This window comes from Bradyrhizobium sp. Mp27, from assembly GCF_029953005.1.
GTDB lineage: Bacteria > Pseudomonadota > Alphaproteobacteria > Rhizobiales > Xanthobacteraceae > Bradyrhizobium > Bradyrhizobium barranii.
Map to the genome: position 1 here is coordinate 20,566 of NZ_JASAUS010000064.1, position 25,945 is coordinate 46,510.

General features: G+C 64.1%; 32 protein-coding genes. 19 read left to right on the top strand and 13 right to left on the bottom strand.

The window, feature by feature from the left end; genetic code table 11:
- Positions 1–97: 97 nt before the first annotated feature.
- Positions 98–2,020 (bottom strand): FAD-binding monooxygenase, encoded by a 1,923-nt coding sequence (locus QJT78_RS27765; protein WP_028151775.1) that lies wholly within the window; start codon positions 2,018–2,020, stop codon positions 98–100.
- 102 nt (positions 2,021–2,122) lie between these two features.
- On the opposite strand from QJT78_RS27765, the gene QJT78_RS27770 reads away from it, so the two are divergent.
- Entirely contained in the window at positions 2,123–2,587 is a 465-nt protein-coding gene (locus QJT78_RS27770; RefSeq protein ID WP_028151776.1) for a MarR family winged helix-turn-helix transcriptional regulator, read from the top strand.
- A 121-nt stretch (positions 2,588–2,708) separates the two neighbouring features.
- The gene (locus tag QJT78_RS27775; protein WP_028151777.1) at positions 2,709–3,140 is read left to right on the top strand and encodes a hypothetical protein; all 432 of its coding nucleotides are present in this window, start codon (positions 2,709–2,711) and stop codon (positions 3,138–3,140) included.
- Between the two features lie 67 nt (positions 3,141–3,207).
- Here the strand turns inward: QJT78_RS27775 and QJT78_RS27780 are convergent, their stop codons facing one another.
- A complete protein-coding gene (locus QJT78_RS27780; RefSeq protein ID WP_166105773.1) occupies positions 3,208–3,825 on the bottom strand; it encodes a L,D-transpeptidase in 618 nt (205 codons plus the stop codon).
- Between the two features lie 335 nt (positions 3,826–4,160).
- Here QJT78_RS27780 and QJT78_RS27785 point away from each other — a divergent pair, with 335 nt between their 5' ends.
- Together QJT78_RS27785 and QJT78_RS27790 are read left to right on the top strand one after the other, a co-directional pair.
- On the top strand, positions 4,161–5,213 hold the full coding sequence (locus tag QJT78_RS27785; RefSeq protein ID WP_028151779.1) for a hypothetical protein: 1,053 nt from the start codon (positions 4,161–4,163) through the stop codon (positions 5,211–5,213).
- 377 nt (positions 5,214–5,590) lie between these two features.
- Positions 5,591–5,821, top strand: a complete 231-nt coding sequence (locus tag QJT78_RS27790) for a hypothetical protein (protein ID WP_027530842.1) — start codon at positions 5,591–5,593, stop codon at positions 5,819–5,821.
- Between the two features lie 95 nt (positions 5,822–5,916).
- On the opposite strand, the gene QJT78_RS27795 is transcribed toward QJT78_RS27790, so the two are convergent.
- Entirely contained in the window at positions 5,917–6,699 is a 783-nt protein-coding gene (locus QJT78_RS27795; protein WP_028151780.1) for an SDR family oxidoreductase, read from the bottom strand.
- Between the two features lie 128 nt (positions 6,700–6,827).
- On the opposite strand from QJT78_RS27795, the gene QJT78_RS27800 reads away from it, so the two are divergent.
- A complete protein-coding gene (locus QJT78_RS27800; protein WP_028151781.1) occupies positions 6,828–7,217 on the top strand; it encodes a hypothetical protein in 390 nt (129 codons plus the stop codon).
- A gap of 110 nt (positions 7,218–7,327) precedes the next feature.
- Positions 7,328–7,576, top strand: a complete 249-nt coding sequence (locus QJT78_RS27805) for a hypothetical protein (RefSeq protein ID WP_028151782.1) — start codon at positions 7,328–7,330, stop codon at positions 7,574–7,576.
- A gap of 16 nt (positions 7,577–7,592) precedes the next feature.
- Here QJT78_RS27805 and QJT78_RS27810 read toward each other — a convergent pair whose 3' ends face one another.
- From QJT78_RS27810 to minC, 4 genes are all read right to left on the bottom strand, one after another.
- Complete coding sequence (locus tag QJT78_RS27810; protein ID WP_014495656.1) at positions 7,593–7,778, bottom strand: hypothetical protein; 186 nt, start codon at positions 7,776–7,778, stop codon at positions 7,593–7,595.
- Positions 7,779–8,002: 224 nt separating this feature from the next.
- Positions 8,003–8,284, bottom strand: a complete 282-nt coding sequence (gene minE / locus QJT78_RS27815) for a cell division topological specificity factor MinE (RefSeq protein ID WP_028151783.1) — start codon at positions 8,282–8,284, stop codon at positions 8,003–8,005.
- Positions 8,281–9,096, bottom strand: a complete 816-nt coding sequence (gene minD, locus QJT78_RS27820; protein ID WP_028151784.1) for a septum site-determining protein MinD — start codon at positions 9,094–9,096, stop codon at positions 8,281–8,283. Before minD ends, minE begins: the two co-directional genes overlap by 4 nt.
- Positions 9,097–9,117: 21 nt before the next feature.
- On the bottom strand, positions 9,118–9,816 hold the full coding sequence (minC, locus tag QJT78_RS27825) for a septum site-determining protein MinC (protein WP_028151785.1): 699 nt from the start codon (positions 9,814–9,816) through the stop codon (positions 9,118–9,120).
- A 370-nt stretch (positions 9,817–10,186) separates the two neighbouring features.
- Between minC and panB the strand changes: the two genes are divergently transcribed.
- Positions 10,187–11,008, top strand: coding sequence for a 3-methyl-2-oxobutanoate hydroxymethyltransferase (gene panB, locus QJT78_RS27830; RefSeq protein WP_281460372.1), 822 nt, complete (start codon positions 10,187–10,189; stop codon positions 11,006–11,008).
- A gap of 104 nt (positions 11,009–11,112) precedes the next feature.
- Here the strand turns inward: panB and QJT78_RS27835 are convergent, their stop codons facing one another.
- Positions 11,113–12,129 carry an ABC transporter substrate-binding protein gene (locus QJT78_RS27835; protein WP_028151787.1) on the bottom strand — a complete coding sequence of 339 codons (1,017 nt, stop codon included), beginning with the start codon at positions 12,127–12,129 and terminating at the stop codon, positions 11,113–11,115.
- Positions 12,130–12,229: 100 nt separating this feature from the next.
- Here QJT78_RS27835 and QJT78_RS27840 point away from each other — a divergent pair, with 100 nt between their 5' ends.
- The 6 genes from QJT78_RS27840 (at position 12,230) to QJT78_RS27865 (ending at position 17,440) form a co-directional block, all read left to right on the top strand.
- A complete protein-coding gene (locus tag QJT78_RS27840) occupies positions 12,230–12,877 on the top strand; it encodes a TetR/AcrR family transcriptional regulator (RefSeq protein ID WP_028151788.1) in 648 nt (215 codons plus the stop codon).
- 84 nt (positions 12,878–12,961) lie between these two features.
- Positions 12,962–13,732 (top strand): ABC transporter permease, encoded by a 771-nt coding sequence (locus QJT78_RS27845; RefSeq protein WP_028151789.1) that lies wholly within the window; start codon positions 12,962–12,964, stop codon positions 13,730–13,732.
- 30 nt (positions 13,733–13,762) lie between these two features.
- Positions 13,763–14,800, top strand: coding sequence for an NAD(P)-dependent oxidoreductase (locus tag QJT78_RS27850; protein ID WP_038953728.1), 1,038 nt, complete (start codon positions 13,763–13,765; stop codon positions 14,798–14,800).
- On the top strand, positions 14,787–15,608 hold the full coding sequence (locus tag QJT78_RS27855) for a GNAT family N-acetyltransferase (protein ID WP_028151791.1): 822 nt from the start codon (positions 14,787–14,789) through the stop codon (positions 15,606–15,608). The genes QJT78_RS27850 and QJT78_RS27855 overlap by 14 nt, the downstream gene beginning before the upstream one ends.
- A 6-nt stretch (positions 15,609–15,614) precedes the next feature.
- A complete protein-coding gene (locus tag QJT78_RS27860) occupies positions 15,615–16,670 on the top strand; it encodes a dihydrodipicolinate synthase family protein (RefSeq protein ID WP_038943784.1) in 1,056 nt (351 codons plus the stop codon).
- Positions 16,658–17,440, top strand: a complete 783-nt coding sequence (locus QJT78_RS27865; protein ID WP_028151793.1) for an ABC transporter ATP-binding protein — start codon at positions 16,658–16,660, stop codon at positions 17,438–17,440. Before QJT78_RS27860 ends, QJT78_RS27865 begins: the two co-directional genes overlap by 13 nt.
- 141 nt (positions 17,441–17,581) lie before the next feature.
- Here QJT78_RS27865 and QJT78_RS27870 read toward each other — a convergent pair whose 3' ends face one another.
- From QJT78_RS27870 to QJT78_RS27880, 3 genes are all read right to left on the bottom strand, one after another.
- A complete protein-coding gene (locus QJT78_RS27870) occupies positions 17,582–18,673 on the bottom strand; it encodes a substrate-binding domain-containing protein (protein ID WP_028151794.1) in 1,092 nt (363 codons plus the stop codon).
- A gap of 176 nt (positions 18,674–18,849) precedes the next feature.
- The gene (locus tag QJT78_RS27875) at positions 18,850–19,107 is read right to left on the bottom strand and encodes a hypothetical protein (protein WP_014495671.1); all 258 of its coding nucleotides are present in this window, start codon (positions 19,105–19,107) and stop codon (positions 18,850–18,852) included.
- A gap of 64 nt (positions 19,108–19,171) precedes the next feature.
- Complete coding sequence (locus QJT78_RS27880) at positions 19,172–20,224, bottom strand: DUF2778 domain-containing protein (protein WP_240537635.1); 1,053 nt, start codon at positions 20,222–20,224, stop codon at positions 19,172–19,174.
- 236 nt (positions 20,225–20,460) lie between these two features.
- Here QJT78_RS27880 and QJT78_RS27885 point away from each other — a divergent pair, with 236 nt between their 5' ends.
- The 6 genes from QJT78_RS27885 to QJT78_RS27910 all read left to right on the top strand — a co-directional run bounded on the left by QJT78_RS27885 (position 20,461) and on the right by QJT78_RS27910 (position 25,065).
- A complete protein-coding gene (locus tag QJT78_RS27885; RefSeq protein WP_038943783.1) occupies positions 20,461–21,867 on the top strand; it encodes an integrase arm-type DNA-binding domain-containing protein in 1,407 nt (468 codons plus the stop codon).
- A 465-nt stretch (positions 21,868–22,332) separates the two neighbouring features.
- Positions 22,333–22,578, top strand: coding sequence for a hypothetical protein (locus QJT78_RS27890; protein ID WP_028151797.1), 246 nt, complete (start codon positions 22,333–22,335; stop codon positions 22,576–22,578).
- Positions 22,579–22,996: 418 nt separating this feature from the next.
- Complete coding sequence (locus QJT78_RS27895; RefSeq protein WP_240537634.1) at positions 22,997–23,344, top strand: helix-turn-helix transcriptional regulator; 348 nt, start codon at positions 22,997–22,999, stop codon at positions 23,342–23,344.
- Between the two features lie 81 nt (positions 23,345–23,425).
- The gene (locus QJT78_RS27900) at positions 23,426–24,259 is read left to right on the top strand and encodes a hypothetical protein (RefSeq protein WP_028151798.1); all 834 of its coding nucleotides are present in this window, start codon (positions 23,426–23,428) and stop codon (positions 24,257–24,259) included.
- Positions 24,256–24,453 carry a hypothetical protein gene (locus QJT78_RS27905; RefSeq protein ID WP_028151799.1) on the top strand — a complete coding sequence of 66 codons (198 nt, stop codon included), beginning with the start codon at positions 24,256–24,258 and terminating at the stop codon, positions 24,451–24,453. Before QJT78_RS27900 ends, QJT78_RS27905 begins: the two co-directional genes overlap by 4 nt.
- A gap of 234 nt (positions 24,454–24,687) precedes the next feature.
- The gene (locus QJT78_RS27910; RefSeq protein WP_028154387.1) at positions 24,688–25,065 is read left to right on the top strand and encodes an NUDIX hydrolase; all 378 of its coding nucleotides are present in this window, start codon (positions 24,688–24,690) and stop codon (positions 25,063–25,065) included.
- Positions 25,066–25,118: 53 nt separating this feature from the next.
- Here QJT78_RS27910 and QJT78_RS27915 read toward each other — a convergent pair whose 3' ends face one another.
- Both QJT78_RS27915 and QJT78_RS27920 read right to left on the bottom strand, forming a co-directional pair.
- Positions 25,119–25,373 (bottom strand): PepSY domain-containing protein, encoded by a 255-nt coding sequence (locus QJT78_RS27915; protein WP_028154388.1) that lies wholly within the window; start codon positions 25,371–25,373, stop codon positions 25,119–25,121.
- A gap of 172 nt (positions 25,374–25,545) precedes the next feature.
- A partial coding sequence (locus QJT78_RS27920) for an ABC transporter substrate binding protein (protein ID WP_281460371.1) occupies positions 25,546–25,945 on the bottom strand: 400 nt, incomplete at its 5' end.

Genomic DNA, 25,945 nt, shown 5'->3' on the forward strand with positions numbered 1-25,945 from the left:
GCCGTCACATCCGTCGAAAGATTGAGACGGACGTCGCGCGCGGTTCAATATTCATTCGCCGTTCATCGGCGCAGCGCGGCGAGAGCGCTTTAGCTCGTCAATTCGCTTGCAGCATGAAGCCATCGAAGTACGACGCAAGCGCAGCAAAATCATCGAGCGGCAGCACCGTCGCAACATACTGGTCCGGCCGCACTACGACGATGCAGCCGACCTCGCGATCGATGCCGCGCACTGCAAAGACATCCTGGCCGCTCTTGAGGTCGGGGCAGAACATCTTTTCGTAGTCGAGCAAACCGTAGCGGCCCTTGCGCGGAAGCAGCAGGGAAGGCATCGCTTCGATGGCGAGCTTGCGATGATCCTGCTGGAAGACCGCGCGGAGGTCGATCACGCTATCGATGTCGGCGCCAGCGGGCGTGTATCGCCTGACCGGTGATTCCCTGGCTTCGGTGAGGAAATTGCACAGGGACCGAATGGCCGAGCCAGCAGCCGCGGGATCTTCCGAGGGCGAGAACGCGTAGATGCGGAAGCGACCATCGGCCTGCGATGCGTGGCCGAGATGGACCGGCTTGGCGTCGCCCAGCCGAATGACCGGCGCGGAATGGAAGCGCGTGCCGATGACGAGGCCTCCGGCAAGATGCTGGTGTGATGTCGCGCCAGTGAGAAGCGACGGCCGGTAATGCGTCGCCGTGCCAGCGGTGTAGCGCCCGTGCCTGACGAAATAGTCCTGCGTCCTGGCCGCATCGGCACCGCCGGCCTTGGCGGCGGAGGCGAGAATGCCCGCCCATTCGCGGTCGAAATCGATCAGCTCCTTCGCCACCGCCTGGCGCTCGGCCGAATAGGAATGCAGGAGGCTCGGTGCACACTGCCCCCGGAGGACGGCGGCGAGTTTCCAACCGAGATTGAAAGCGTCCTGCATCGAGACGTTCATGCCCTGCCCCGCCTTCGGGCTGTGGGTATGGCAGGCATCGCCGGCGATGAAGATGCGCGGCAGCCGGGAGGCGATCTCGGCCTCCGGCACGTCGTCGAACTTGTCGGTCAGGCGCTGGCCTATCTCGTAGACCGACCACCAGGCGATCTCCTTCACGTCAAACGTGTGCGGGTTCAGGATCCGCTGCGCTTTCGCAATCACGTCCTCAGCCGTGATATTGCGATTGGCGACGCGCTCGCCGACGTCGAGTTTTGCGAGCTCGACATAGAGGCGGACCATGTAGCCGCCTTCGCGCGGAATGATCAGCAGGCTGCCGTCCTTCGCCGACTGGATCAGGGCCTTGAAACGGATGTCGGGAAAATCGGTCACCGCAAGCACGTCCATCACGCCCCAGGCGTGGTTGGCGGAATCGCCATGCAGCTCGCGGCCGATCGACTTGCGCACCGTGCTGCGCGCGCCGTCGCAGCCGACGACGTAGCGCGCCTTGATCGTTTCGATCTTGCCCTCGTTTGCACCATCGACGCGTTCGAGCCGCACCGTCACGGCGTGGTCGGCGGGACCCGCGGCCGGATCGACCTCGAGGTCGAGCAGGCGCCGGTTGTAATGCGGTTCGAGCTTGGCCGGCGATTTGCGCATGACATCGAGAAAACCATCATGGATGCGCGCCTGGTTGAGGATGACATGCGGGAATTCAGACAGCCCGTCCTCGACATCCTGCACACGTCCGCTGCGGACGATCGTCTCGGGCTTCCGTTCGTCCGGCTTCCAGAACGTGGTCTCGTTGACCCAATAGGCCTCCTTCAGCACGCGCGCGCTGAACCCATAGGCGTGGAACATCTCCATGGTGCGGCAGGCGATGCCGTCGGCCTGCCCGACCAGCAGCCGACCCGGCTTCTGGTCGACGATGCAGGTCTTGATGTGGCCGAATTGCGCAAGCTGGGCCGCGAGCGTCAGGCCCGCAGGGCCGCAGCCGACGATGAGGACATCGACCTCTTCAGGCACGGCCCCGGCTGCGCCCGAAGCCAGAACGCGTTCGGCGGGATCGGCGATTTCAGGATCGCCCGGCTGAAATCCATTGAGATGGAATTGCATGAGCACCTCTCCTGTCAACGTCTTCTTCGATATTGCTCAGTATGCTGACTATCAGTATACTTGTCAACGAGCCGCGCCTTCCCTGCCGCAACGGAGAATTCGGTGAAAGACAACAACGACATGCCCGGGCATCTGGCGCGCCGGTTCCAGCAGATCGCGGTGGCGGTGTTTCTGGCCGAGGTCGGCGAAGCCGGTTTCGACCTCACGCCGGTGCAATACGCGGCACTTGTGACCATCAAGGCCAATCCGGGGCTCGACCAGGTGACGCTGGCAGGATTGATCGCCTACGACCGTACCACCATCACCGGCGTCATCGACCGCCTCGTCCAGAAAGGCCTTGCCGAGCGCCGCGCCTCCAGCCGCGACCGCCGCGCCCGCGAGCTCGAGATCACCGACGAAGGCCGGCGCACGCTGCGCAAGATCACCCCGGCCGTGGAGTCCGCCCAGCGCGTCATGCTGCGCGGCCTCAGCGCGAAGGAAGGTGAAGAGCTGATGCGGCTGCTGCGCAAGGCCATTGCCGCCGGCAACGAGCTCAGCCGCGCCCCGCTGCGCGAGCTGGAGGCATGAACCCCGTATTTCCATCCGTAATTGTCGCAGTGCCGTGAAACCTGGAACTAACCTTCGGCTGCTACGGTCGCCAACATTCGGCGCTTAACGCGCGATTAACTTTGCCGCTCGGGAGTTTCGGATGTTCAGGTTCCTCATTGCGGCGACAGCCATCGCGCTCTCGGCCGGTCCTGCGCTTGCCAACGGCCATGGCGGCGGCGACCCTGCTCCGCCGAAGCCCGAGGCCACGACCGCACCGGCGAAGGTGGTCCTGACCAAGCAGGGCCCCACACTCGTCGACCTCAAGGGCATGACGCTCTACACTTACGAGCGCGACACCATCGGCAAGACGTCGAACTGCAACGGCAAGTGCACCGAAAGCTGGGTCCCGCTATCCGCAACGGTCGACGCCAAGGCCATCGGCGACTTCACCGTGATCAGCCGCAACGACGGCAGCAAGATGTGGGCGTACCGCTATCGTCCGCTCTACACCTCGCCGGCCGACAAGGCGCCAGGCGATGCCAACGGCAATGCCACGACGCTGCAATGGCGCGTCGCCCGGCCTGAGAACTAGGTCTCAACCGGCAGCCCTGCCCACGACGAAAGTCCCGTGAGCAGTGGAATGACCGATCGCACCGCGCTTACCCGCGCCAGCTAGACCCCGCGTCGACCCGTGCATTCTGCCCGGGCGGCAGCACCACCACCGTGGCATTCAGCTTCACCCGGTCGAACAGATCGATCACGTCCTCGTTGCGCATCCGGATGCAGCCGGACGAGATCGCCTGCCCGATATATTCCGGCTGGTTGGTGCCGTGGATACGATAGAGCGTGTCCTTGTTGCCGAGGTAGAGATAGATGCCCCGCGCGCCCAGCGGATTGGCGGGGCCACCGGCGACGCGCGCCGGATATGGTCCGAGCCGCGCCTGGATCTCCGCTGTCGGAACCCAGTCGGGCCATTCCGCCAGACGGCCGACGCGCGCGACGCCGGAGAAGGCCATGGCTTCCTCACCGACCGCGACGCCGTAGCGGATCGCCTTGCCTTCGGGCAGCACGAAATAGAGGTAGCGCGCATCGGTATCGACCAGGATCGTGCCCGGCTGCTCCTTGCGCGGATAGTCGACGATATGACGGAGATATTGCTCAGGCACGTTCGCCTGCGCGTAGGGCGTGTGCGCAAGCAACTGCCGGTCGCGCGGCGTCATGCTCGCATCCGTCGATGGAGAAAGCGTCGTCTGCATGCAGCCGGCGAGCGGAAGCATGGCAATGACGAACAATATGATTCGAGATTTTGGCACCACCGGCCCCCCGATAGCGGATAGCAGCGCCCCCAGCCCCGCTAGATGCTGCCCAAATCGTGCTGAAAAAAAGGCAGTGTGGAACACGTGCACGTGTTTGACCGGCCCGGTTCCATCACCACAAACGGCGGAGAAGCGTCGCACAGTCTCCATCCCCTCGCCTTGCTTTGGTCAAACCCGGCTGGACTCGTGGGTCATCGTGCTGACTCATCGGATTTGGGATGGGTTCACCTCGACAGATCGGCTCGCGCCAATGCGGACGCCTATACTTTAAACACTCGGACTTCAAAGGAGCTGCGATGCTCGCGACGCTGAACTCTAGGCAAATCGTCGATGAGATCGTGAAGGACACGGTCAAGGACAACGATCCGCACGACGCCATTCAGATTTCACCCGACATGCAGATTTCACCCGACATGGTGCTGGCTTCGCGCCCCATCAGTGGTGCGCCCGCGTTGGCCCCTGAGATCGCAACCCGTCCAGAGCCGAAAATAGATCCGAAGTTCGCGCCGGAGCGCACCACCAATCCGGAGCCGAAATTCAGTCCCGTCCTGGAGCCGCAGACGGCAGCGCCGTCGGTCGACACCGCCGTGCGCGTCGCCGCCAGCGATGGTCGCAACCGGCAGAAGCGATCCTCCGCCGGCAAATGGCTGCGCGGCGCGTTCGTTATGATCTTGTTTGCGGGCGGAAGCGCGGCCGCCACTGTCGCCTGGGAGAAACATGGCGACACGGCCAGGCAGATCCTCGCCGAATGGACACCAGCGTTGACTGCGTTGACCTCGCTGCTGCCTTCGACATCGCGAACGGCGGCACCGGTGCCCGCCGCGCCGGTCACCGCCGCGCAGGCCGCGCCGCCCACAGAGCAAGCCGCAACGGACCAAGCGACCGATCAATCTCCTCAACCTGCGACGCCGCCTCCGGTTCAGGTTGCAACAGCAGCACCTGTCGCAACACAGCCCGATCCCGCGCAGTCGGTACAATCGATGACGCGCGATCTCGCGGCGATGGCGCAGCAGATCGAATCGCTCAAGGCCAACATCGCCGAGCTGAAGGCCGGGCAGGAGCAGATGGCGCGCGAGATGGCAAAACCGCCCGCGCCAAAGCCCGTCACTGAGGCCAAGCCGGTCGATCCGCGCGCGCGTGTGTCCACGCTCCCGCCGCGGTCTCCGGCGCCTCCGGTGCGCAAGCCGAAGCCGGTCGTGTCGCAAACCTACATGCCGGCCTATTCGCCCGCGCCGCCTGCGCCTTCGCCGGCTGCCGCGGTCGCGCCGACAGCAGCACCGGTCGCCACGACGCAGGCCGTTGCCGATGACGACGGACCTGTCGTGCGTCCGCCGATGCCGCTGCGCTAGACCAGGCGCGAGCGCAGCGTCGCTGTCGCGACGTCGCCCAAGCTGTCCGAGTCGATGCGATGCGTTGAGTCCGGGCAATTACGGAGACCGATATTTCGATCGTCTCCCGTCAAGAGAAAAGGCCGTCGGGATTTATGCCGCCGGCCTTCTCTTGCAGCTGCCGGTTCCCGGAGCCCGGTTCTGCTGCAATTCCATGCCTTATGATCACGTCGACATATTTAATAAAATCTTAACGCGCACGAATGCTGCACATGATTTCTGCGCCATAAGCACAGAGATTGCGCGACCCGTTCATTCGAAAATATCGACTCAGTGGTATCATCCGAGATGTGTTGAGACTTCCACTGAAGCTCACGTCGTCACACCGGGGAAATCGAATGCCCTACTATTCCTTCGATCTCGTGGTTGGTGAAGAGTTCAAGAACCAGGGTGGAATCATCCTCGAAGACATCGAGGTCGCTTCCGATCGCGCCGTTCAATTGGCTACCGAGCTGTCGCAGGTGAAGCCGGAGCTGCAACGGAAGGGTTGTGCGGTGCGCGTCACCGATCGCGATCACAACGAGGTCTATCGCACGCCGCTCGATCCCGTGCCCGCCTGGCGACGCTAGGCCAGAGCGTTTTCGAGCGACGTAGAAACCGGTTCGCGTAAACGCGCGTCGAACCGTGACTCAAAAGTACCGTTCCGAGTCATCGGAACGGGTCCTTAGTCGTCCAGCTCCGGCGGCTCGAACCAGTTCGTCAGCGACAATCCGCCGTCGACGACGAAGGCTGCGCCGGTGACGTAACCCGAGAGCTTGTTCGACAGCACCGCAAGCGCCATCGGCGCGAGGTCCTTGGCCTCGCCGAGACGCCCGAGCGGAATGTGCTTCGCCAGCGAGGCATCGGCAACGAACCCGCCCGCCGCGATCGCGCCGGGCACCAGCGCGTTGACGCGGATGTCGTGACGCCCGAGCGTCTTCGCGAGCTCCTTCACCAGCATCGCCATCCCCGCCTTCGCCGTCGAATAATGCGGCAGGTTGCGCGGCGTACCCGCGTGCAGCGAGGTGAGAAACAGGAACGAGCCGGGCCGTTTCGCCGCGATCAACCGTTTTGCCAGCCCGCGCGCCAGATGGAATCCGGCATCGAGATTGACGGCATGCATCTCCTGCCAGGTCTTGCGATCCACCGCGAGCGCATGATCGGCCTCCCGCCGCGGCGGCGATGCGCTGTGCACGAAATGCGAGACCTCGCCGAGCGCCTCTGCGGCGGCCAACAGGGCATCGCAAGCGTCTGACCTGGCGAGATCGCCGACCCACGGTACCGCCAGTTCAGGCCTGCTGCTCGCGCTGATCGCCGCACTCACCCGCTCCAGGCTCACATCGGCGAACACGGTCCGAACGCCCTCGCCGACCAGCGCCTGCGCGATCGCGCGGCCGATGCCGTTGCCTGCGCCGGTGACGAGGGCCGTGTCGCGTGCGGGGTCGAACGGCGTGCTCAACAGGCTCATGTCGCTCTCCGTGGCCAGGACGGGATGACGATAGCGCACCGCACCGGGGAGCGACAAATACGTCCCGGCACCATTGCGGAGTGGCTTGCCGGACGCTAGCCTCCAAAAAAACGGAGGAGATACCAAGGATGCGCACCGGTTTCCTGATCGCAGGTCTGTTACTGCTCGCCGCGCCGGCCCAAGCGGCGGACCATCCGCGCTCAACCTATGTGACGATGGTCTTGCAGGCCTTCGCCGCCAGGGTCGAATGCCCGAACACCGATCTCGTCTATCAGGACCTCGTGCAGAAGGCGCAGCAGATGCAGCTGCCGGACGGCACCACCGAGAAGGTGCGCAAGGCGATCGCCTGGATGCACACCGGCGGCAAGATGGGCGAGAAGCAGGACGACGATTTGATGGCCGAGGTCGCGGTCGCGACGCAGGCGACCGACATGGACCAGCGCCGCCTCGGCATGCCCGGCTGGTGCGAGGCCCAGAAAACCAACCTCGCCGGCCTGATCCGTAGCAAGGGCGGCTAGGCGCGTTCTCGCGGCGTTAAGCACGCCGCGGCGGAACCGTCGGGGCGGCTAACTATCGTCATAATCCTCGACACCATGCGGCCTCTTCGAATTCGAGCAGGAGAGGCCACATGCGGAGTATCCATTTCGTTTTCGCCGGCGCATTTGCGGCCGCCACGGTGCTGACCGCGCCCGCCCTGGCGAAGAATTCCGATGCCCAGAAAGGCGAGGAAAAATCCACCTCGTCATCCTGTAGTGCCTACCAGCAGGCACCCGACGGCTCGTGGGAACCGCTCCCTTGCAAAGAGACAGGCGAGCGCCCCCAGCCGCAGACGCAAAATCGCACCTCGCAGCCGGACGCCGACCGCGGGGAGCGCTGAGCGCGCTGGCCGCGGATCAGCTCTGGTGCGGGCCGCGGATGATCTTCATGGCGTCCTCGATGTGACGCCACTCCTTGGCCTCATCGGCCTCGCCGCGGCCCTCACAGGCCTGGGCCTGCTCGGCAGCCTTCGCAATCGCAGCGAAACCATGTTTTTCCAGCATCTGGCGCGCGATGGTGTGGACCTGGACCTCGGATATCATGGGCGCTCTCCTGTTCAGGAAACCGCAGCGCCTGACTTGGCGCTCCGCGGCCCCTGACAACGATTACGCCGCAGGTCCCGTTCCGCCCACGACCGATCACATCGGCAGGCCTTCAAACAGGACGCCTTCAAACAGGACGCCTGCAAACAGGACAAAGGCGGTCCGCTATGCCCAGCGGACCGCCTTCTCACCCACCCCAAATCGGACGTCTTCGGCCGCGTCCCCTACCCGACCGCCGCGCGCTTGCGCTCGATATCGTTCGGCACCTCGATATCGACCTCCAGGGTCGACACCTCGTCGCCGCGCTCGAGCCGGACGATCACCTTGGTCGGATCCAGCGTGACGTGCCTGGACACGACGGCGAGAATTTCCTCACGCAGCACGCCGAGCAGGTCGGGCTGGCCGCGCAGTCCGCGTTCATGCGCAAGCAGGATCTGCAGCCGTTCGCGTGCGACGGGTGCCGAAGCCTTCTTGCCGCGGAGAAGTCGAAGCAGACCCATGCTCATGCAGCCCTCCGTCGCAGCAGGCGATCCATGAAGCCTCTGCGCTCGGCAGGAACATGCATCGTCACGTTCTCGCCGCTGAGGCGCTTGGCCGCGTCCATATAGGCCCGCGCCGGCGCTCCATCCGCGTTCGACAGCGTCACCGGTGTGCCGACGTTGGAGGCCTTCAACACGTCCTGGCTCTCGGGAATAATGCCGAGCAAGGGCGTGGCAAGGATCTCGAGGATGTCGTCGATGGTCAGCATCTCGCCGCGTGCGGCGCGCGAGGCATCGTAGCGGGTGATGAGAATGTGCTTCTCGACGCGCTCGCCCTTCTCGGCCCGCACCGTCTTGGAATCGAGCATGCCGATGATGCGGTCGGAATCGCGCACCGAGGAGACTTCCGGATTGGTGACGATCACGGCCTCGTCGGCAAAGCGCATCGCCATGGAGGCGCCGCGCTCGATGCCGGCCGGGCTGTCGCAGATCACCCAGTCGAAGCGGCTGCGCAGATCGGCAATGACCTTGCCGACGCCCTCTTCCGTCAACGCGTCCTTGTCGCGGGTTTGGGAAGCCGGCAGCAGCCAGAGGTTCTCCAGCCGCTTGTCCTTGATCAGCGCCTGCGGGAGCTTTGCGACACCCTGCACCACGTTGATGAGGTCGAACACGACGCGGCGTTCGGCGCCCATGACGAGATCGAGGTTGCGCAGGCCGACGTCGAAGTCGACGACGACGACCTTGTCGCCGCGTTGCGCCAGCGCAGCCCCCAACGCGGCGGTCGTCGTGGTCTTGCCGACCCCGCCCTTGCCTGATGTCACGACCAGTACCTTACTCATCTGAAATGTCTCCTTTGCTGGTCAGTTCAGTGCTGTAATTCGCATGGTATTCCCCTGCAGCCAGGCCTGCGCCGGCTTGCCGCGCAAAGCGGCGTCGATGTCGTCCGCAGTCTGGTAAAATCCATCAATTGCAAGCAGTTCGGCCTCGATCTTCTGACAATAGATGCGGGCGCTCGTGTGCCCGTTGACCCCCGCCATGGCACGCCCGCGCAGGGCGCCGTAGATGTGGATGGAGCCGCCGGCGACGACCTCGGCGCCGGAGCCGACCGAGCCCAGAATGGTGACGTCGCCCTCCGGGAAGATCACGGTCTGGCCGGAGCGAACCGGGCTTTCGAGCAGAAGCGAGGTCGGCTTGGTTTCGACCTTCGCCTCGGCCTTCTTCGGCGCGCTCGGCTCGACCACGCAGCTGCGCCCGCCCGAGAGCAGCGGCGGCATCGTCGGCGCCAGCCGGCCCTCCTCGACCCCCTCGATCCCGAGCACCCGGATGTTGCGATCCTGGAGGCTCGTGAGCAGATGGGCGATGCCGGACTGGCTGAGATCGACCGAGGACAGATCGATCACCACGGGCCGGCCAGCGAAGAAACCCGGCGAGCGTGCGATCGTGGCGTCGATCTCCTGCAGCCAGTCCTGGATCGGAACCGTCGGCACGAACACGAAGGCCACGTAGGAGCGCCCGCGCAGGCGAACCATTTGGCGTTGGACTTTTGCTGCAGCCTCCATAGCGGCCGACTCGATCCCTGTTATTGAATGGTTAACGATGCGGCGGATTTGGTTAATGGCTGGTTAATTTATCCTTGGGCACGTGGGGGTGTGGACGGGCTGGGCCTGCGGAAGGGCTTGGGCGAGCGCTTCCGCGCAACACACCGCTGTCATGCCCCGGCTTGACCGGGGCATCCAGTACGCCGCGGCTTATCCGCATCATGGCATGGCCTCTGGAATACTGGATCGCCCGCCTACGCGGGCGATGACACTGAGAATGTCGAGACAGTGGGCCCTCACGCCGTCCATTGTGATCGCAGGCCCGACCATCCGGATTGACATGCTCATGGCATCTGGTTTCGATCCGCCTCCCCCGTGGACGGAGCCGATCATGTCAATTCAGTCTTCCATCGGGCGCAAGACCGCGCCGGACATCCGTGCACGCAAGCGGGGCGAGCCGATCGTGATGTTGACGTCCTATCACGCGCATACGGCCGCACTGGTGGATCGGCATTGCGACGTCATCCTGGTCGGCGATTCCCTTGGCAACGTCATGCACGGCTTCGAGACGACGGTGCCGGTTACGCTCGACATGATGATCCTTCAGGGCGCCGCGGTGATGCGCGGCTCGAAGCAGGCGCTGGTCGTTGTCGACATGCCGTTCGGCTCGTATGAAGCTTCCAGGGAGCAGGCGTTCAACTCTGCAGTGCGGATCATGAAGGAAACGCAATGCGGCGCGGTGAAGCTTGAAGGCGGCGTTCGCATGGCGGAGACGATTGCATTCCTGTCCGGGCGCGGCATCCCGGTAATGGGTCATATTGGCCTCACGCCGCAATCCATCAACACGCTCGGTTCGTTTCGTGCCCAGGGGCGCAACGAGGTGGACTGGGGCCCGATCGAGGACGATGCGAAGGCCGTCGCCGATGCCGGTGCATTCTCGGTCGTCGTCGAAGCCGTGGCCGAACCGTTGGCGCGCAGGATTACGGAGACGATTGCGATCCCCACCATAGGCATCGGCGCGAGCGCGGCCTGCGACGGTCAGGTGCTCGTGCTCGAGGACATGCTCGGGCTGTCGCCACGAACCCCGAAATTCGTCCGGCGCTACGGCAATCTTGGTCCGGCCATCGAAGCGGCGATCGAAGGGTATGCCACCGACGTGCGGTCACGCGCCTTTCCCGGGCCTGAACACGTCTACGAGATGAAGAAAAGCTGAGGGTAGCACCGTAGCCCGGATGGAGCGCAGCGAAATCCGGGACAGCGCATCCTCAGCGGCAGGTTTCCCGGATTGCGCTTCGCTCCATCCGGGCTACTGGTGCCCTACTTCTTCACCTTGCTCGCATCCATCTTGACGGCGGGATCCAGCATCTTCGTCGTGAACGCCGTGGTCACGTCGAACGGCTTCTCCATGCCGAGATAGGTCTGGACCAGCTCATAGTCCTTCTTCATCCGCTCGCCGTCGATCCAGCCGAGACCCTTGGTGGTCGTGAACTCGTCGGTCATCAGATACTTGATGCGCTCCCACTGACGTTCCTGGTTCTCCTTGTCGAGACCGGAGACCTGGTCGAGCAGCGCCTTCAGGCACGGCGTGACGTCGGCGACGCAGGCCGCAAAGGCCTTCTGCGAGATGCGCACGAACTCCTCGACCAGCTTGGGATTCTTCTGGAGATAGGCGCCGTTGACGATCAGCGAATTGCCGTAGGGGTTGAGCCCGATGTCCTTCCAGTTGACGAAGCCGAGATCGGGCCCGAACTCGATCACCTTGAGATCGTGCTCGTTGTAGAAGTCACTGATGATATCGACGGTATGGCTCTTCAGCGCCGCGATCTTCGCGGTCGGCCCGATATTGACGAAGCTGACGGCATCAGGCGCGATGCCTGCGGCCTTGGCAAAGGCCGGCCACATCACGCGCGAGGCGTCGCCGGGCGGGTTGCCGATCTTGTGGCTCGGAAAATCCTTGACGCCATTCACGCCGTAGCTCTTCAGCCAATAAAACGTCTGGCCGGTGTTGGCGTAGATGCTCATCAGCGCGACGTCGTCCGCGCCCTTGCTCTTGGCGACCAGCATGGTGGCGAGATCGGCGATGCCGAACGGCGAGCCGCCGGAGCCGACCTTGGCGGCGGAGACGCCGGAGCCCTTGCCGACCTCGATGGTCAGGTCGATGCCGGCCTTCTCGTACCAGCCCTGCGCCTTGGCGTAATAGAACGGCGAATGGTCGGCCGTCGGCGTCCAGTTCAGGATCAGGTTGACCGCCTCCCCCGCGCTTGCCGGCACCGCCGGCACACCGAGCATCAGGGCCAAAGCCAAAGCCGAGCCCGCAGCCTGCAAACGCTTCATCGCATCCCTCCTCATTGCCGCGACCCGGCTTGTCGCTCTCCCCGTGTGAGGCTACCAATGCAACAAGCCCGCCCTCGACTTGTCAACTGTCTGGTTGGAAATGCCCGCAAAACGTTCAGGCGACACCGTGCCGCAGCGGCGCGATCCCGTCGCCACCCGCAAGAAGCTGCTCACCGCGGCGCGCCTGGAGTTCGCCCGGCACGGCTTTGCCGGCGCCCGCGTCGACGAGATCGCCGAGCGCGCGGGGGTCAACAAGCAGCTCGTCTACCACTACTTCGGCGACAAGGACGCGCTCTATCTCGCCGTGCTCGAATGGGTCTACGCCGACATCCGCGAGCAGGAGCGCCAGCTCAACCTCGAAGGCCTGCCGCCGGAAAAGGCGATCCGGAAGCTGATCGAGGCCTCGTTCGATTACCTCGCGACAAACCCCGATTTCATCGTGCTTCTGAACGACGAGAACCGCGGCGGCGCCCGCCACGTCCGCGGCTCGACCCGGCTGGAGGCGATGCATTCGCCGCTGGTGAAGAGCGTCTCCCACATCCTCCACGAGGGCGTCCGCGCCGGCATGTTCCGCAAGGGGATCGACCCGATCCAGCTCTATATCTCCATCGCCGGCCTCAGCTATTTTTATCTCTCCAACACGCCGACGCTGTCGGCGATCTTCGGCAAGGACCTGTCGAGCCGGGCGGCAAGGCGCGCCCGCCGCAGGCATGTCGTCGACCTCTTGCTGCATTCGCTCCGGCCCTAATCAACCAACTGGTTGAAACTTGCTGCAAGGCCGGTTAGGCTGACGAACAGCGGCAAGGTGGCCGCTGGCAACACGGAGCAACCGGTGACCGGAGACGGCGCACGCACCTCGCGCAGCTTTGCGATCATCTTGATCGTGCATCTCGCCGTGCTCGTGTTCTGGCAGGTCGCGGTCGATGCCTTCCACGTGCCGAAATTCATCCTGCCCTCCCCGCTGGCAACGGTGCAGACGCTGGGCACCGCGAGCTATGCCTGGGGCGCCAACACGCTGGTCACGGCGATCGAGATCCTCGGCGGCTTCGCGCTCGGCGCGTTCGTCGGCGTCGCGCTGGCCGTGATCTTCAGCTGGGCACCGCTGCTCAGCCTCGTGCTGCTGCCGTTGTTCGTGACGATGAACATGATCCCGAAGGTCGCGCTCGGCCCGCTCTTCATCGTCTGGTTCTCCTACGGCATCGTGCCGAACATCCTGATCGCCTTCAGCATCTGCTTCTTCCCGATCCTGCTGACCACCGCGCGCGGCCTGCGCGAGGTCGAGCCGGATCTGCTCGACCTCGTCAAATCGCTGCGCGGTTCGCGCTGGACGCTGTTCCGCAAGATCCAGTTGCCGGGATCGCTGCCTTACGTGTTCTCCGGCATGAAGGTCGGCGCGATCCTCGCGGTGGCCGGCGCCATCGTCGGCGAGTTCATCGCCTCCGAGCGCGGCCTCGGCTATCTCATGATCCAGGTGCAGTCGTCGCTCGACACGCCCGCGATGGTGATGGCCGTTGTGCTGCTGACCCTGCTCGGCGTCGCTCTCTACAGCCTGGTCCTCGCCCTCGAACGCATGTTCGTGGTCGGCGACGCCAGGCAAACTTGAAACGGCAGAACTAACAACAAGGACCGATCCATGCTGCTCACCCGCCAGACGCTGCCGAAGACGATCCCGGATATCGCAGCCCTCGACGATCTCCTGTGCCGGCCGACCCAGGCGCTGATCGACGACCTCAAGAAGGTCGAGGGCGACATCATGATCCTCGGCGTCGCCGGCAAGATGGGGCCGACGCTGGCGGGGCTCGCGAAAGCCGCCGCACCAGATCGCCGCGTCATCGGCGTCGCTCGCTTCAGCGACGCGAGCGTCAAGGTCTGGCTGCACGCGCGCGGCGTCGAGACCATCAGTTGCGACCTGATGGACGAGACCGCAATTCACGCATTGCCGAAGGCGCCCAACATCATCTTCATGGCCGGCCGCAAGTTCGGCGCCGAGGGCGACCTGTCGCTGACTTGGGCGATGAACGCGCATGTGCCCGCGCTGGCCGCGCAGGCCTTTCCGTCGTCGCGCATCGTGGCGTTCTCGACCGGCTGCATCTATCCCTTCGTCCCTGTCGACGGCAAAGGCGCGACCGAGGACATGGCGCCGAACCCGCCCGGCGAATACGCCCAATCCTGCGTCGGCCGCGAGCGCATGTTCGAGTATTTTTCGCGCAAGTTCGGAACCCCGGGCCGGCTGTTCCGGCTCAACTACGCGATCGACATGCGCTATGGCGTGCTGCACGACATCGCGACAAAGGTGCTCACGGGCACCCCGATCGACGTCAGTCTCGGCCACGTCAATTTCATCTGGCAGGGCGATGCGTCCGCGCAGGCGCTGCGCTGCCTTGCGCATTGCACCGCGCCGACCTCGCCGATCAATGTCAGCGGCCACGAGATCTTGGCGGTGCGAGATCTCGCAGCAAAATTCGGCGCGCGCTTCGGCCGCGCGCCGGTGCTGACAGGCCAGGAAGAGCCGACGGCATGGCTCACCGACACGTCCAAGGCGGTCGAGCTGTTCGGCCTGCCTGTGGTCGGCACCGAGCAGTTGATCGCCTGGACCGCGGACTGGGTCTCGCGTTCCATGCCAAGCCTCGGCAAGCCCACCAAATACGAGGTGCGCGATGGACGCTACTGACGGTCCGCCCATCCTCAAGCTCGGCGTCGACGACGCGATCGCCGGGCTGGTGCTATCGACGGAAGCGCAGTGGAACCAGACCGAGGAGGACTGGCGCGTCTTCCTGCGCGATGGCGTCGTGTTCGGCATTCGCGACGGCCTGCGGCTGGTCGCGACCGCCGCGCTGCTGCCCTATTCCGACAACAACGCCTGGATCAGCATGGTGCTGGTATCAGGCACGCATCGCCGCCGCGGCCTTGCCACCCGTCTGGTCGATGCCTGCCTGGAAACCGCGCGCAAGAACGGCCTGACCAGCTGGCTCGACGCGACGCCCGACGGCGCCGCCGTCTACGGCCCGCTCGGATTCACGCCGACGCTGCAATTGCGCCGGCTGAAGCTGGTGAAGTCCGGGCGAGCCGAAGCCCCACCGCCTTCATCGGCGACCATCGATGCGCTGCGGGCGCGGGACCGGCGCGCCACCGGTATCGACCGCACCGCGCTCCTCTCCGCCATCGCCCTGCGCTCCGGCTCGCGCATCGTCGCAGCGCATGGCGCCATCGCGCTGGTTCGCGACGGCCGAACCGCGCGCCATATCGGGCCGTTGTTTGCCAACAATGCCGCGCCGGCGCTGGCCCTGGTTCATGCGATCGTGCGCTCCGAGACCGGCCCGATTCTGATCGATGCCGTTGCGTCGCAAGCCGCATTCCTGGACGGATTGACCGCCTCGGGCTGGACCATCGAGCGGCCGTTCCAGCGCATGCGGTTCGGCCTGGCCACCACCGCTACCAAGGAAACGCCATTCGCCGTCGCCGGCCCTGAATTCGGATAGGACATCATGCACCACAGCCAGATCAACAGCGACGTCCGCAAGCTGATCGCCGACGGCACCGTGTTGCCGGCGCATCCCCTTGCGCTCACGGCGGAGCGCCAACTCGACAAGACGCATCAGCGCGCGCTGACGCGCTACTACATCGACGCCGGCTCGGGCGGCCTTGCGGTCGGCGTCCACACCACACAATTCGCGATCCGCGACGTCGGTCTCTATCGCCCGGTGCTCGAGCTCGCCGCCGAGACCGCTGCGAACTGGACCAGGCGTCCGCTGGCGATGGTCGCGGGCCTCGCCGGTCCAACAAGCCACGCAACGGCTGAGGCCCGCACCGCGCGTGATATCGGCTATCACGCAGGGCTCCTCAGCCTCGCCGCGATGAAGAGCGCCTCCGAGGATGAGATCATTGCGCATTGCACGGCGGTCGCCGCCGAGATCCCGCTGGTCGGCTTCTATCTCCAGCCGGCCGTCGGCGGGGTCGTCCTGTCGAGCCGGTTCTGGCAGCGCTTCGCCGCGATCGACAATGTGATCGCGATCAAGATCGCGCCGTTCAACCGCTATCGCACGCTCGACGTGCTGCGCGGCGTCGCGGCGGCGGGTGCGCTCGACCGCGTCGCGCTCTACACCGGCAACGACGACCATATCCTGCTCGACCTGATGCTGCCGTTCGACCTGCGCGACAACGGCATCACCACGCGCACCTATTTTAGGGGCGGCCTGCTCGGCCATTGGTCGGTGTGGACCGCGAGCGCCATCAAACAGTTCGAGCGCTGCAAGGCGGCGCGGCACAAGGAGACCGTGCCGGCCGATCTGCTCGCCCTCGATGCCCGCGTCACCGACTGCAACAGCGCCTTCTTCGACGTCGCCAACAATTTTCACGGCTGCATCGCCGGTTGCCACGAGGTGCTGCGGCGTCAGGGCCTGATGCAGGGCCTGTGGTGCCTCGACCCGAACGAGGGCCTCAGCCCCGGTCAGAAAGAGGAGATCGACCGCGTCACTCGCGAGCACGCCGACCTCGGCGACGATGCGTTCGTCGCCGCCAATCTGAGCAAATGGCTGGCATGAGCGCCGAGCCCTTCATCAGCCTGAGCGGCGTCCGAAAGGTTTATCGCAGCGGCGGCGCCGAGTTCCTGGCGGTGTCCGACGTCACGATGGACGTGCAGGAAGGTGAGCTCGTCTCGCTGGTCGGCCCCTCCGGCTGCGGCAAGACCACGGTGATGAAGATCTTGGCCGGCCTGCACGGCGCCGACGGCGGCACCGTCAGAATTGGCAATGCCAAGAGCCCGTTCGATCCGACCCGCGACATCGGCATGGTGTTCCAGCAGGCGCTGCTGCTGAAGTGGCGCACCATCCTGGACAACGTTCTGTTGCCGGCCGAGATCGTTGGCCTGCCGATCAAGGCCGCGCGCGAGCGGGCGCGCGATCTGCTCAACCTGGTCGGGCTTGCCGGCTACGAGCAGAAATATCCGCGAGAGCTCTCCGGCGGCATGCAGCAGCGCACCGCGATCGCGCGGGCCTTCATTCACGATCCAAAACTGATCCTGATGGACGAGCCGTTCGGTGCGCTGGACGCCCTGACGCGCGAGCAGATGAATCTGGAGATGCTGCGGATCTGGCGCGAGAGCGGCAAGACCATCATCTTCGTCACGCACTCGATCCAGGAAGCCGTGTTCCTGTCCTCGCACTGCGCCGTGCTGACGGCGGGCCCGGCGAAGATGGCCGACTACTTCCCGATCGACCTGCCCTTCCCGCGCGACCTGCCGCTGAAGACGACCGACGCGTTCGGCGCCTATGCAAGGCGGATCTATGCGAAGCTGGGCCTGGGCGCGGCGTAAAACTGCCCGATGAGTCCGTAGCCCGGTGGAGCGAAGCGTAATCCGGGGCGGTGCCGTTGACGTGCGAGATCCCGGATTTCGCTGCGCTCCATCCGGGCTACGGAAGCGGGGCGCGGCGTAACCACCGCGCCCCCTTCACACTCAAGTCTTATTCCGCATCTTGCTGAGCAGATAGTTGTCGTAGAAGTTTTCCGCGATCTGCGTGTAGAACAGCAGCTCCTTCATATAGGCGTCGTGGCTCTCCTTGGTGCGCTTGAACAAATCGCTCTTGGCGGCGAGCTCGTTCAGATGCTCCTGGGTCGCGTTGTAGCAGGCCTCCAGCACCGGCTGCGGGAACGCCTTCAGCTCCGCGCCGTTGGCGATCAGCCGCTTCAGGGCCGCCGGATTCACGCTGTCGTATTTCTCCAGCATCCAGGCGCCGGCCGCCGAGGCAGCCTGATTGACGATCGCCTGGTACTGCTTCGGCAAGCTCGCCCACTTCTCGTCATTGACGATCATGTGCAGCATCGCGCCGCCTTCCCACCAGCCGGGGAAGTAATAGTACTTGGCGACCTTCTGGAAACCGAGCTTCTCGTCGTCATAGGGACCGACGAATTCAGCGGCGTCGATCGAGCCCTTCTCCAGCGCCGCATAGACGTCGCCGCCGGCGAGCTGCTGCGGCACGATGCCGAGCCTGGCCAGCACATGGCCGCCCATGCCGGCGATGCGGAATTTGAGGCCCTTGAGATCGTCGACGGTCTTGATCTCCTTGCGGAACCAGCCGCCCATCTGGGTGCCGGAATTGCCGCAGAGGATGGCGTGCGTCTTGAACGGCTTCAGCGCCTCGTTGGTGAGGTCGGCACCGCCGCCGAAATACCACCAGGATTCCTGGTGGCGATGGTTCATGCCGAACGGCGCGCCGGTGGCGTAGGCCAGCGCCGGCTCCTTGCCGATGTAGAAATACAGCGGCGTCTGCGCCATCTCGACGGACGCGACGCTGACGGCATCGAGCGCCTGGAGGCCGGGGACGAGCTCGCCGGCCGCAAAGGTCTGGATCTGGAATTTGTTGTCGGTGGCTTCCGCAACGTATTTCGCAAAGGTCTGCGCCGTGCCGTAGATGGTGTCGAGCGACTTCGGGAAGCTCGAGGTCAGGCGCCATTTGATCTCGGGCGCGCCTTGCGCAATTGCAGGTGCAGCAACCAGCGTCGTCGCGCCGGCGACCGCGCCGCCCTTGAGGAATGTACGGCGTTTCATGTTGGGGTCTCTCCCTGGAAGTAAGTTTCAAACATATCGGGGTCTGGCCACGGCCTTCGCGGACCGTTTGCCCGTTCCTATAGCGGAGTTCAAGCCGGGAGCGGAAGGCCTGCCGGCGTCCGTAGCCCCGGATGGCGCGCAGCGCGATCCGGGACGAGAGCGCGTTGGAAGGCCGCTCAGAGCAGCTTCGCGCTCACGAACAGCGCGCGCACGGCGTTGGTCGCCTGCACCGCGAGCATGGCGTTGTCGGCGGCGCCTTCGAGCGCCGCGACCGCCTCTTCATGGAGCGAGCGGAATTCCATCCACTCGACCGATTTGAAGTTGGTGAGGAATTGATAGGCCTGGCCGACGGTCGCAATCGCCAGCGTGTCGCCGTTCAGCTTGATCTTGAACGTCGTACGCAGCGGGGTCTCGGAACTCTGGGGATCACTCATGGGCTGCTTCTGGACGAGGTGGGCTTAACGAAGGGGAAACGGCACCCCCGCCGTCCAGCAAATATCAGGAGTCGGTGCTCGCGCGCTGCGCGGCTATCGCCGATCCACTCAGGCTCGGCACCACGACCAGGCGGTTGAACTCGCCATTGTCCCAGGCCTTGAGGAAACGATCATAGTCCTTGATCGAGACGCAGCCGTTGGAGTCGCCGCGCGGTCCGAGCATGTAGCTGTGGGTGAGCAGCCCGACGCGGCCAAGCGCGCTGGTACCCTCGGTCGGCGTCAGGCGCAGCGCGCGGATGCCGTGGAACAGCTTTTCACGCGGCTTCAGATCGTAGGTCGCGGGCGGGGTCGCGCCGACCATGCGCTGGTCGACATGATTGGGGTCGTCCATCAGCGCGCCCATGCCCGAATGGGCTTCCAGCGCGACGCCGCTCGGCAGGTAAAGCGCCTTGGCCTTGATGTCATAGACCGCCGTGCGTGAATCGTAGCCGAGCGCGGCGAGATCAGGCGCCCTAACGAGCAGGCCGTCGCCGGGAGTCAGCGAGGCCAGCTTGATCTTGTCGGTGAACTTCTCGAAGAAATTGCGGTTGTCGACCCTGGGGTTGGTCTCGGCATAGGCTTGGCTCGAGGCGATCTGAGACGCGAGGTCTGCCTGGGTCGGGCGCGAGCGCGGCATCGGGACGGCGTCGGCGCGCTGCGACGGCCTCGTCTCGTCAACCACGTGCCGGTCGTCATCGGTCAGGGTCGAGCCGGTCAGGGTCGAGCGCCAGTCGTCGCCCTGGAGTTTTTGGGCCAGCATCGCTTTGGCGTCGCGCAGCTTGAGCTGGACCGCGCTCACCGCGGAACGCTCCAGCGACCGCAGGCCGAAGTCACGGGCGGGCGGGCTGCTGGATACCGAAGCGAAACGGTCGTCAAACGAAGGGCCATTGGCCGGAGGCAGTGCGGTGGCCGGAGGCAGTGAGGCGGTGACCAGCGGCGTCGAATCGCCCATGTCCGCGACCCAGGCGGCAGCTCCCAGTGCCAGCGCGACGGCTGCCAAAGACAGCAGTATCGTCTCCGCTCGCCCAATACGGCGGCGCGACAACAGCCTTTCGGCGCTTGCGCGGTCGGAAACCATCAGATCCCCAAATCGACCCCCGGAGGGCCCAGCCCCGTCCGGAGACTCTATACCAGCTATGGCATTGGGAGCCAGCTCTATGATGGAATTGTGGCTCGGTAAAGAAAAGTTGGAAGCCCTTACAAAATAAGGGTTTTTGGCAAACACTCCGGGCCACGTTTTCACGCGTTGGCCCCACGTTTCCGGTGAGTCGGTTAGCCGGGGCTACGCTCCAACCTATCAAGTTTGAGGGGCAAATGCCGTACATCACCGACCTCCATCTCAAGGCCTCCGACACCCGCCAGAGCATCAGCGACTGCCCCGTGAAGGGCCAGAAGGGGTTCGTGCTGCGCACCACCCCCAACGGGGTGTTCAGCTTCTACTACCAGTACCTGAACAAGAAACGGCTGCATCCCGAGACCGGCAAGCCGGTGCGCGAGTGGCACCTGATCGGCGAACACCCGGTGTGGACGATTGCCCGCGCCCGCGCCGAAGCCACCGCCCTCGCCGGGCTGGTCGCCAGCGGCAAGAGCATCACCGCTGAGCGCGCCCGTGACCTCGTCCTGTCCCGCGCCACCGGCCGCACCTTCCGGCAGATGCACGACGCCTACATGGCCTATTGCGAGGAACCGGTGCTGCGCCGCTGGGGCACCGTGCCCCGCAAGGAGAGCCACGACGGCATCCGTTCGGCGCTGAGCCGCCCGCTGGCATGGTGGGGCGACCGGGTCGCCAGCGAGATCACCAGCCAAGAGATCATGGAGCTGTACCGCAGCTACGTCACGGAGAAGCACCCGGCCCAAGCCAACAACGTCCTGCAACAGCTTGGCACCATGTTCACAGGGGGCAAGCATCCCGACCGCGCCTTCGTGACCATCAACCCGGTCCCGACGCTGAGGGGGGACGACCGCGCGACCGAGGTCGGCGACATCGAGGATGGTCTCGTCCTCACCGCCGACCAGCTGCGCAAATTCTGGTTCGGTCTCGACGCCCCGCACTGCCCCGGCTCGCCGCTCACCAAGCTGGCGCTGAAGCTGTCGCTGGTGACACTGCTGCGCACCGGGGAATGCTGCGCGATCCCGCGCGCAGGGATCGGGCCCGACACGGTGACGATCCCGCTCGCCGTCACCAAGGGGCGTCGCTCGCCCAAGGCGCGCGACCTCGTGCAGCCGCTCAACAGTCTGGCGCGCGAGATACTCGGTCAGGTCTTTTCGATTGGCGACCCGATGCGGGAGTATGCATTCCCGAAAGCGCGCGGCGGCCGCAAGTCCAGCAAGGCCGCCACCGCCAACAAGCGCTACATGGCGCAGTGTTCACTCCAAATCATGACACGCCGTCGCGGATGCCGCGACAAGGAGCGCAGCCAGATCGGCATCAACCAGTATCTCGGCCTGCCCGAAGGCTTGTCGCCGCACGATCTGCGCCGCACCGGGGCCTGCATCCTTGAGCAGTTGGGGTACAGCGACGCCGAGATCGGCAAGGTGATGACGCACAAGGCCCCCGACAAGAACGCCGCCCCGGTCACCCGCAGGCACTATCTCGTGCCGGTCAAGATCATCGAGCGTCAGATCGTTGACCCGCGCGTCAAGGCACTCGACGACCTCGATGCCGCGCTGCGCGAAATACTCGGCCTGTCGTCAACGCCGCATTTGGTCGAGGCCGCCTGAAGCGTTCGCCAACAATCGCTCACCAGCCAGACCCCGCCACGGCGGGGTTTTTCTTTTGAGAATTGTATGCTCACAATCCATACAATCGCGGAACGACACGATGAAGTCGCGATCTCGCCATCCAGCTCGATGGCGCCTGCTTGAGCGGCAATCGCGCGGCGTTTGCTGACTTCTTTTAATGCGAATCGCATCTCGACGCGGCAAATTTTGAATCGAGGAACATCGCGGCCTTGGTCAAGTTTTCCCGACGCCCTCAAGCTCGTGAGGGCAAACTCAAGCCCCGGCTCATGCCCTAACGTGGGCTGGGGTCCTTTTGAAAAAGCCCGGCGCGGAGGCCGAACACCCGCCGCCTGCGTCCGGTGTACGCTCAACACTGTGCATAACTGTGCCCCAGCATCCACTATGCAGTTTGTGCCACTAACCATTGTCACTGGATCGCGCGCGCAGAACAGCTACCTCCCCGCTGTGCAAGCAGAGACACCCATCCCGCTGAAACTGTCGAACGCCCGTCGCGCGCTGGCGGAAATGTTCATCGATCTCTGCTTGGCGTTTCACGCCACCACGGTGCCGCTGGATCAGGAGCCGGGCGAGACCGATGCCAACCGCGCCTTGGTCGCTGTCGCCGCGATGCTGGGTCACGCCGAAGGGCGCGCGATGAACGCCAGCGAGATCGCCGTCCGCCTCAACATGCCGCGCACGTCTGTCATGTGACGGCTCGACGTGTTGCGGGAGCAAGGTCTGCTGCAGCGGATCAAGGGCAGATATTATCTTGAGCCACATCGCGCGGCGCAGGTGCCACACCGGGACAAATTCACGCTGATCCTGGCAAAGGGCTTCAAGGAGATCGCGCCGCTCCTGTCCGAAATGGACAGTTGATTTTTGCGATGCAGAAAAGTCTTTCCGCGCCTTCGCATTTCTGCGGGGAACGTTCTCCGCAATTCTTGCTTCGCACCTTATGCGATAATTCGTAGATGATGCGACCTGTAACGCCTGCCTCATTTCTGTCGTACTCTGTACGCTCTGTTGACTCCGAGGGGATTCGACGATTGATTAACAATCGCGCCCCAGTTGAAAACTGAGAAGGCGATTGTGTCGCGTAATGTACGACACCTACAGGAGGACGGGGACGGTGGCGAAGAAGAAGCGGGTGGCAAAGCTGGGCCCGACGAAAGTGAACGCCGACACCGAACGCGAGTTCGGCACGCGTCTGCGACTGGCGCGGCTCGCGAAGAACATGAGCCAAGAGCAACTGGCTACTCAGTTCGGCCTCTCCTTCCAGCAGATCCAGAAGTACGAGAAGGGCACCAACCGCATGTCCGGCTCCCGCCTGATCCAGTTCAGCAAGGCGCTCGACACCACGCCGCACCAGCTGCTGGGCGGGACAAGACCGAGAGTGCGGCGATCATCGACGCCGAGGTGTACAGGCTGGCGCAGGTGTTCATGCAAATCCCGGCGCTGCTGCGCCCGCTCGTGCTGAAGCTGCTCAACGGCATCGTGGAGCTGGTCGCGTGAGCAACATCGTCCGCATGAACCCCGACGAGAGCGAAGGATAACAACCATGGCCTATCAGAACGAACTCACGGAGATCGCGATCAACGAGCTGAAGGCGCACGGCATCCGGCCGCAACTCCGCGACACCAACGGCGGCCACATCGAGATCGCATGGCAGGTTGTCCCCGAGAAGGAGGTGCGCAAGGTTGTCGTTGCGAAGACGACCAGCGACTGGCGCTCACGCATGAATACACGCGCGGATGTGCGCCGCCTGTTACGCGCCGACAATGTTTCGTTGAAGATGTCCACCGACAAACCAAAGAAGCCCGAGAAGCTGAAGGTCGAGCAGGCGCTGTCACTGCCGGTCGAGGTGCTGCCGATCCCCGATCAGGTCGCCGCGATGCGCGGCGAAATGGCCGACCTCGCCGAGTTGGTCGTGCGCCTCGTCAAGATCGTCACGGGCGTGCGCGACACCATCTCGACCTACGTGCCGAAGGCCGTGGAAGTCAAACCGGCACCAGCCTCGTCGCGCAGCATCAAGCTGGTCGAGTACCTCTCGCATGACCGCTGGACGAACATCGACACGCTGCCGCGCGACACCGGGTTGAAGCCCGAGCAGATCAAGCTGAAGCTGCAATATCTGAAGACCCACGATGAGGTCGAGATTTTCCGGGGACAGGTCAAGCTGAAACCGCCGAAGCAAGACGAGGTGCAGCCGAAGAAGGTCCACTGGAAGACCGCGCAGAAGATCGCGCGCGAGGAAGCCGAGCGGGCGGCGCAGGAGAAGGCGGCGGCAAAGAAGCCTGCCAAGGTGGCTGCGAAAAAGAAGGGACCGAAGACCAGCAGCGCCGCCGCCGGGCCCGCGTTCCTCAACGGGGCCACCGCCGAGAAGGCGACATGAAGCTGGAGATAGCGAACGAGCCGGGCTGGATCGGAGACTTCTCCCGGCATCAGGCCAAAGGCGCGATCCCCAACGGCTCGCGGATCATGAAGACGCGGGCTGAGCCGCGCGACATGAACCCGGTGGGGACATTCGGCACCGTTCTCGGCTCCATCGACACGCGTGAATCGACCCGGCCTTCGCCACGCGCATGAAGACCGAATACGCCTACTGGGTCGAGTGGGATGACGCGCCAAAGTGCGCCGTGTTCATTGTCGGCTGGAAGATCGGGCGACCGACCTTTTGCGTAGGGTAGCGGCACTTGAAAACGTGGTCACGACCTGTGGGGCTGCTCCGCGATACTACGGAGGGCGGGCTGGCGCTCTTCCATTGCAGGTCGAGCCAGCCGGTCTAGACTCGTCCCGATCTACCAAATCGATTCGAAGAGAATGGCGAAGTCTTCAAAACTTGTGGTCGCGAAGAAGGGACGCGTGCTCCTGGTCCGACGACGACGCGATAGGCTCTGGATGTTTCCGGGCGGTCGCAAGCGTGCAGGTGAGAGCGAAAGGAAGTGCCTCCGCCGCGAGATCAGGGAAGAACTGCCGAAGCTCAAGCTGGGACCGATGAAGCTCTGGAAAGAAGTAAAGGCAAAGAATCGTCGGTCCGGTCGTAAGATGAGTGACGCGATCTTCTTAGCAAAGAACGCGTCCGGCCCGCTGAAGATCGGCGACAAGAAGGAGATCGACAGGGCAGTCTGGTGCAAACCACGAGGAATTAGGCTGACGCCGACTTCGCGTTACATTCGGGACAAGTTGTTTCCGAAGTGAACTGTGTCCCCACAGTCGGCAAGTTGGCAAAACGCCTTGCATGTTCTCAAAGGTTAGTGGTCTGGCTTTTCGCGCACGATGACGCCGGTTTTGGGATCAGCATGAAATTCCATCTTCTGTCCGTTCTTGATGCCTTCGCCCTCCCACTGGCCGTCGTCGGCTTCAAGCTTAGTGACCTGAGAATAGCCGGACTCGATGACCTTAGCCTTCACTTGCTCCATCGGCATCCAGTCAGGTCCGGGTTGATCGGCGCTTGCTGCTGAGGCCACGGCGAGAGAACCGATAACCAGAATTGTGGCAAGCTTCATTTTGGCCTCCTCTCGTTAGGGCGTTAGAGGCGTTAACGAGAGCGCTGACATGGTTGTTCCCCTGCCACTCTCGCAAGTTCTCGCGCTGTGCCTCTGATAGCGCCGCAATAGCGGATCTCAGCAGAGGTCCGCGAGTTGGGCCATGAACGGACTCATGCACCGCCGCAATCGTCTATTCGATCACCTCATCTGCGCGAAGGAGCAATAAGGTCGGCACGCTGAGACCGAGTGCCTTGGCAGTTTTCATGTTGATCACGAAGTCGAATTTGACCGGCTGCTCTACCGGCAGATCAGACGGCTTGGCGCCTTTGAGGATCTTATCGACGTAGCTTCCTGCACGGCGGAACAGATCGGCTATATCGGGGCCGTAGACGATCAATCCATCACTAGCGAATTGTCGGGAGAAATGAATCGCAGGCAGATGATGTTTCGCCGCGAGCGCGACAACTCGGGGGGCCTCGACAGAGCTGGCCCCGCAAATTCGGACAGTAGCTTGAGTGGATTTTCTGCCTGACAGCGGCGAGGATTCTTGCTGCGAATCAGGAGCGAAGATGACGAAGAAGAGCCGCCGG